Raw genomic sequence first — 6175 nt, 5'->3', positions numbered from 1 at the left:
CAGGAATCCTGCGGCGACCCGCAGCCGGCGAGCATCAGGACCGTCGCCAACGCGACCGGAAATTGTCGAACCACGGGGTACCTTCCTGAAAGAATGACATCTTCTTACGACCAACCGGGCGACGCGCCAGCATTGCCGTTGTGATCTGGCGCAATTTCTTCCGGCGCGGCACCGGCGCCGCCAACGTGCGGCGATCGCAGGAGGTTGTTAAGCGCGCGCAGCTAACCACCCCTTCCCATCGCACGGTGCAAATCTTAGAGACGCGCCGACGTGCGTCGGCTGCCGGCACGACGCATCGGGGGGAAGCGCGACGATGGAAACGAACTCGGGCGTCGACGCGACGCCGCTGATTGTCGATCTCGACGGTACGCTTTCCCACGGTGATGTCTTCTGGGAGGATCTGCTGTCCGAGGTCGGCGGTAATCCCATGACATCCGGGCCGATCTTCCGGCAGATGCTGCGCGGCAAGGCCGCGACGAAACATTTCATCTCGGAACGCGCCGCCTTCGATGCCGGGCATCTGCCCTATAATGCTGCGGTGATTGACCTGATCGATGCCGCACGCCGCCAGGGGCGCAAAGTCTATCTCGCGACCGGCAGCCATGTCAGCCGCGCGGAGGCGGTCGCCGCGCACCTCGGCTGTTTCGACGGCGTGTTCGCCACCACGATCGAGCGCAACCTGACCGACGTCCGCAAGGCGGCGTTTCTTGCCGAGATGTTCGGCCACGGCGGGTTCGACTATGTCGGCAACAGCGTCGCCGACATCCCGGTGTGGCAGGTGGCGCGACGCGCCTATGTCGTCGCGCCGCAGGGGCGGCTGACGCGGCGGCTGGACCGGCAGGGGATCGTGCACGAGCGCCTGCCCGAACGGGCCTTGTCGCGCATCGGCGTCTGGCTGCGCGCGATGCGCGTCCACCAATATAGCAAGAACGTGCTGGTGTTCGTGCCGATGCTGGCCGCGCACCGCTTCGACCCCGCGACGATCGTGGCGTGCGTGACGGCGTTCGTCGCCTTCTGCCTGATCGCGTCGAGCGTATATTTGATCAACGACCTGATCGATATCCGCGCCGATCGCGGCCACCCCAGCAAGAAGAAGCGCCCGATCCCGTCCGGGTTGATCCAGCCGCCGGCGGCGATCCTCGCCAGCCTGCTGCTCATCGTACTGGGCGGTGCGGTCGCCGCCAGCGCGTCGCTCGCGTTTGCCGGGGTGGTGGCGAGCTATTTCGTGATGACGCTAGCCTATTCGACGTTCATCAAGCGCAAGATGCTGGTCGACAGCATCACGTTGTCCTTGCTCTACACCGCGCGCATCGCCGGCGGCGCGGTCGCGGCGCAGGTGGTGCTGTCGAGCTGGCTGACGATCTTCTCGCTGTTCTTCTTCACCGCTCTGGCGCTGATCAAACGCTACACCGAATTGCGCGTGCGGCTGCTGCAGGACCTCGCCGATCCGTCCAACCGCAATTACCGCAAGGAGGACCTGACCGTGATCGGCGCGCTGGCCGCGGCGAGCGCGGTCAATTCGGTGACGGTGTTCGCGCTGTACGTCGCCTCGCCGGTGGTGGCGGCGAACTATACGCGGCCGTGGGTGCTCGGCGCGATCTGCCCGTTGCTGCTGTACCTGCTCGGGCGGATGCTGATGATGGCGCATCGCGGCGAGATGGACGACGATCCGATCGTCTTCGCGCTGCGCGACCGTAACTGGCGGCTGGCCGGCATCGTGCTGTTCGCGATCTTCGTGGCGGCGATCTGATGGAGCGCGCGCACCGGCATCCGCCGCTGACGATCGCGGGGCTCGTCGCGGTCGCGTTCCTGTGCGCGTGGCTGACGATTGCGATCACCGGGCATGAATCGGGCGCCGGGAACAACCTGTTCCATCTGCCGATCCTGACCGGGCTGTACGACCAGCCCAATTTCGCAGGCGATCCATTCATCCAGTCGATCCGTTTCTACGCCTCCGGATTCTGGATGCTGCTGCGGCACACCGCCGATCGCGAGACGATGCTGGCGTTCTTCCTGCCGTTGCAGGTCGCGTCGCGCTTCCTGTTCTTCGTCGGCGTGCTGGCGATGGCGCGGCCGTTGCACGTCACCGGCGTGCGTGCGACCGCGACGCTGCTGGTGCTGGTCGCGCTCGCCTATGCGCTGCGCGGCACCGCGCCGGCCGGCGACGGCGGGCTGTTCGTGCCGATCTTCACCCATTCCGAGCTGGCCAACGGTACGACGCTGATCGCCTTGGCGCTCGCGATGCGCGGGCGGTTCGGCGCGGCGGTGTTCGCGTGGAGCGTCACCTTCTTCATCAACATCTTCATGGCGGTGTGGCTGGCGCCTGCGCTGGGGCTGCTCGCATCGCTGGCGCTGGCGCGTCGCACCGTCGCGTGGCCCGGCTTACTGCTGCGCGTCGCGCTGGGCGGGGTCGCGAGCCTGCCGCTGCTCGTGCCGGTGTTGATGAACGTGCTCGGCAATCCCGAGTTCGGGCACGCGCCAGCCTTCGACTATCCGACCTTCCTGCGCGATTACTGGCCGACGCACTTTCTGGTCGACCAGCTCGCGAAGCGCGATCTGGTCGTGCTCGCCGGGCTGGTCGCGACCGCGTGGGTGGCGAGCATGACCCTCGCCGCGCGCGCACGCACCGCGGTGCAGCTGGTGCTGCTCTCCTATGCCGCGGTGTGGATGGTGGGGGCGGTGGTGCCATGGCTCACCCGCTCGCCGACGATCCTCAACCTGCATCTGCTGCGCTCAAGCGCGATCATTGTCATCCTTGCCGTGGTCGTCGTGGCGGCGGCGATCGCGCGGCTGACCGTCAGTCCGGCGAAGGTCGACCGCCGGTTGTGGGCGCCGCTGCTCGCGCTGTTGCTGGTGGCGGGGCCGTATCTGATCCTGCTCGTCCCGGTCGTGCTGGCGGTGCGACAGCTACGGGTGGTCCCGGCGATCTTCGCTGCGCGCGGGGTCGCGGCGGTCGCGCTGGCAGTGATGCTGGTGTCGGTCGGCTGGGCAATCCGCACCTCGGTCGCGGAGGATGCGCGCTTTCGCGCCGGGCAGCGCGAGTGGCTGGCGCTGGCGGACTGGGCGCGGACGCACAGCGCGCCGGGCGCGCTCTTCCTGCTGCCGACCAAGAACATCAATTTCGCCGGCTCGTTGCCGCACGACGACAATGGTCCCGGCTTCGTGCCCGGCAGCGACGTATTCGAGACCATGGCCGAGCGGCGCGTCTGGGTCGGGTTCAAGGAAGGCGCGGCGGTGATGTGGACGCCGGGCTATTACGACGAATGGCATCGCCGCGTGGCGGACGTGCTGCGGCTGCGCACGCTCGCCGACCGCCTCGGCTATGCGCGGCGCAACGGCGTCGGCTATGTCGTCGATCATTGCACCGGCGCGGTGCGGCCGGTCCATGGCGGCGGCGACCTGTGCGTCTACTCGGCAGGGACTTGAGCGGCCCGGCACGTCAACGCGTCAGAACCGGTAGCGCGCCGTGCCGATGACGGTGCGGGCGGCGCCGGAGGTGCAGCTGGTCGGATTGCCGATGAACGCGAAGCAGCTACCGGCATAGACTTTGTCGAACAGGTTCTTCACATCGAGCGACAGGCGGATCCTGCGGAACTGATAGCGGGCCGCCGCGTCGACCAGCATAAAGGCGGGGCCGCCGATCGTGTTCAGCGCATCGGCGAGGGTTGGCCCTGATGGCGAATGCCGGCACCCAGTCCGAGGCCCGCCAGCCCGCCCCCGGCGACCGCATCGTCGACGTAAGCGGAGGCGAGCTGCGCCGGGATGACGATCGATCATGCCCGGGACGCCATAGCCGCGATGATCTGCTGACCCATAGAGGAGAGACGTGAACTGGCGAACTGGCACTCAGAGCGGCCAGACGCGGCGCGTCATAAGAACCACTCGAACCATCTTGACCGAGCAAAACCTGACCTGTCGGGTCGAGGCGCTTCAAACTCGCGAAGTGCGGTCAGCGATGATGAGGGGGAATGGTGCCCAAGGGCGGATTCGAACCACCGACACTGCGATTTTCAGTCGCATGCTCTACCAACTGAGCTACTTGGGCGCACCGCTTTTCAGCGGCGAGGCGCGTCCCCTAATCCGTGTCGGGGCGGGTGTCCAGCGATTCCGTGTCGATTGTTTCACCGGGCAGGCGGTAGCCTTCGCCAAGCCATTGCAAGAGGTCGCGATCCTTGCAGCCGCGGCTGCAGAAGGGGGCGTGGGCGGGGACCGTCGGGGCGGTGCAGATCGGGCAGCGGGACATGTTCATCAATCAAAATACGGGGCACGACCGGTGCGTCGTAGCAGTGTTGCGAGCCATTCGGGACGGGATTCGAGCCGCTCGCGCACCGCGGGGCGCAAACGCATCGCATTCGACGCGTCGGGCGGGATGCGTTCGAGTTGCCGCAGTGCCGCGCGGGCGGCGGCACCGACGGGATCGTCGCGGACCCGCTCGGGCAGCGAGGCGCGGGGGCGCGGGCGGACGATCTGGAGGAAGCCGAAACCGTTGACCGCGGTGCGCTCGAACGGCGGCGGCAGCGCGGCGTCGAGCGCGGCGGCGACCTGCTGACGGAGCGCCTTGCCCGCGATGCTGGGGAAGTCGATGCCGATCGACCCGCCGATTGCGTGGCGGCGGATCGCGAGCGCAACGGCGGTGGCGGCGCGCACTGCGAGTTGATCGAGCGGGCCGTCGCCGTCGACGTCGAACAAAGTCATCGCCGGGGTCGGGGTCATGCGCAACGCGCCGCCCGCGAAGGCGATCTCGCCGCTTTGCGCTTCCTCGATCACCTCCGACCAGCCGGCCGCTTCGAGCGCGTCGGGCTGGTGCGCGCGGAGCGGGCACACGGAATAGGGCGAGGCGGTGATGCGGGCGAGCAGATCCGGGCCGGGTGCGGGGGCCAGGTCGGTGACGCGTGCACGCGGGCGCTTGGCGCGGCCGGGTTCCGGAATCGCCTCGCGGATCACCTCGACCGTGGCCGCCGCGCCAAGCGTCACGCCGGACGGAGCGCGGTCGAGCATCACCTCCTGCCCGTCGTCGAGCGTCGCAATCAGCTTTTCGGTGAGCCGCGCGCGCGCGACGGTGCCGACGCGCAACGTCTCCGGCAATTCGATGCGCGCGGCGAGGATGCGATCACCGGCGACCAGCGCGGCGCGCGCCTCGCCGATGCCGTCCTCATAAAGCCATTCAGCCAAAGGCGACGCCGCTCGCAGCGAGCAACGCGCGCGTCTCGAACAGCGGCAGCCCGATCACGCCCGAATGGCTGCCGTGAAGAAAGCGTACGAACGCCTCCGCGCGGCCCTGGATCGCATAGCCGCCCGCCTTGCCGAGCCCCTCGCCGCACGCGACATAGGCATGGATCTCGGCGGGGGAGAGCGGCTTGAACGCGACGATCGTGTCGGCGAGCCGCACGCGCCCGGTGCCGTCGGGCGCGATCGCGCAGACCGCTGACAAGGCATGGTGACGCCGCCCGGACAGCAGGCCGAGCAACTCGCGCTGGATCGCCTCGTCAGTGGCGGGAGGCAGGATGCGGCGGCCGACCGCGATCGTGGTGTCGCCGGCCAGCACCGCTTCGTCCGGCGCGCGCGTGACCGCGCGCGCCTTCTCGACCGCGAGGCGCAGCGCATAGGCGCGCGGCAGTTCGCGCGGGTGCGGCGTCTCGTCGATGTCGGGCGCCACGACACGGTCGGGCACGACACCGAGCCGCGCGAGCAGGTCGCGACGGCGCGGTGAGGAAGAGGCGAGGACGAGGCGGGTCATGATCGCGCGCCCGGTGACAGGCGCGAGGGTATGATGGGGACGGGGCGCGTCAGGAGGGGCCAGGACCACCGCGACCCGGCATGAAGCGGTAGGTGATCCGCCCCTTGGTCAGATCATAAGGGGTCAGTTCCACCAGGACTTCGTCGCCGACCAGCACACGGATGCGGTTCTTGCGCATCTTGCCGGCGGTGTGGCCGAGGATTTCGTGATCGTTCTCGAGCCGGACGCGGAACATCGCATTGGGGAGCAGCTCCACCACCTGCCCGCGCATCTCGAGGAGTTCTTCTTTCGCCAAACGGGGTCTCTTTCGCGTTGAGTGCGCGCGGCCTTAGCCGAGAAGACGAAAAAAGGAAAGGCGCGCGAAGGAGGGCACCGCAATGGCGCCCGCGTCGCCGGAGACATAGGTGGCGCGGGCGCCATTGCGGTGCCCTCCTTCGC

7 protein-coding genes and 1 tRNA gene are annotated in these 6175 nt (G+C 68.4%); 2 read left to right on the top strand and 6 right to left on the bottom strand.

The annotated features are described in order from the left end of the window. Window positions 1-313 precede the first annotated feature (313 nt). Window positions 314-1750, top strand: a complete 1437-nt coding sequence (locus tag BACI71_RS17560; protein ID WP_159761491.1) for a UbiA family prenyltransferase — start codon at window positions 314-316, stop codon at window positions 1748-1750. Continuing rightward, window positions 1750-3426 (top strand): DUF6798 domain-containing protein, encoded by a 1677-nt coding sequence (locus BACI71_RS17555; protein WP_159761489.1) that lies wholly within the window; start codon window positions 1750-1752, stop codon window positions 3424-3426. The genes BACI71_RS17560 and BACI71_RS17555 overlap by 1 nt, the downstream gene beginning before the upstream one ends. Before the next feature lie 21 nt (window positions 3427-3447). Here BACI71_RS17555 and BACI71_RS18165 read toward each other — a convergent pair whose 3' ends face one another. The 6 genes from BACI71_RS18165 to infA form a co-directional block, all read right to left on the bottom strand. Continuing rightward, window positions 3448-3624, bottom strand: a complete 177-nt coding sequence (locus tag BACI71_RS18165) for a hypothetical protein (protein WP_328804099.1) — start codon at window positions 3622-3624, stop codon at window positions 3448-3450. A 345-nt stretch (window positions 3625-3969) separates the two neighbouring features. After that, a tRNA-Phe gene (locus BACI71_RS17545) sits at window positions 3970-4045 on the bottom strand. A gap of 30 nt (window positions 4046-4075) precedes the next feature. Further along, complete coding sequence (locus tag BACI71_RS17540) at window positions 4076-4249, bottom strand: DNA gyrase inhibitor YacG (RefSeq protein WP_159761485.1); 174 nt, start codon at window positions 4247-4249, stop codon at window positions 4076-4078. Next, a complete protein-coding gene (locus tag BACI71_RS17535; protein ID WP_159761483.1) occupies window positions 4249-5172 on the bottom strand; it encodes a ribonuclease in 924 nt (307 codons plus the stop codon). The genes BACI71_RS17540 and BACI71_RS17535 overlap by 1 nt, the downstream gene beginning before the upstream one ends. After that, complete coding sequence (locus BACI71_RS17530; protein ID WP_159761481.1) at window positions 5165-5737, bottom strand: Maf family protein; 573 nt, start codon at window positions 5735-5737, stop codon at window positions 5165-5167. The genes BACI71_RS17535 and BACI71_RS17530 overlap by 8 nt, the downstream gene beginning before the upstream one ends. Before the next feature lie 49 nt (window positions 5738-5786). After that, window positions 5787-6032, bottom strand: coding sequence for a translation initiation factor IF-1 (infA, locus tag BACI71_RS17525; RefSeq protein WP_022685627.1), 246 nt, complete (start codon window positions 6030-6032; stop codon window positions 5787-5789). Between the last annotated feature and the right edge of the window lie 143 nt (window positions 6033-6175).

The sequence above is a fragment of the Sphingomonas sp. 8AM genome (assembly GCF_902506455.1).
GTDB lineage: Bacteria > Pseudomonadota > Alphaproteobacteria > Sphingomonadales > Sphingomonadaceae > Sphingomonas.
This window is presented reverse-complemented; position numbering and strand designations above follow the sequence as displayed.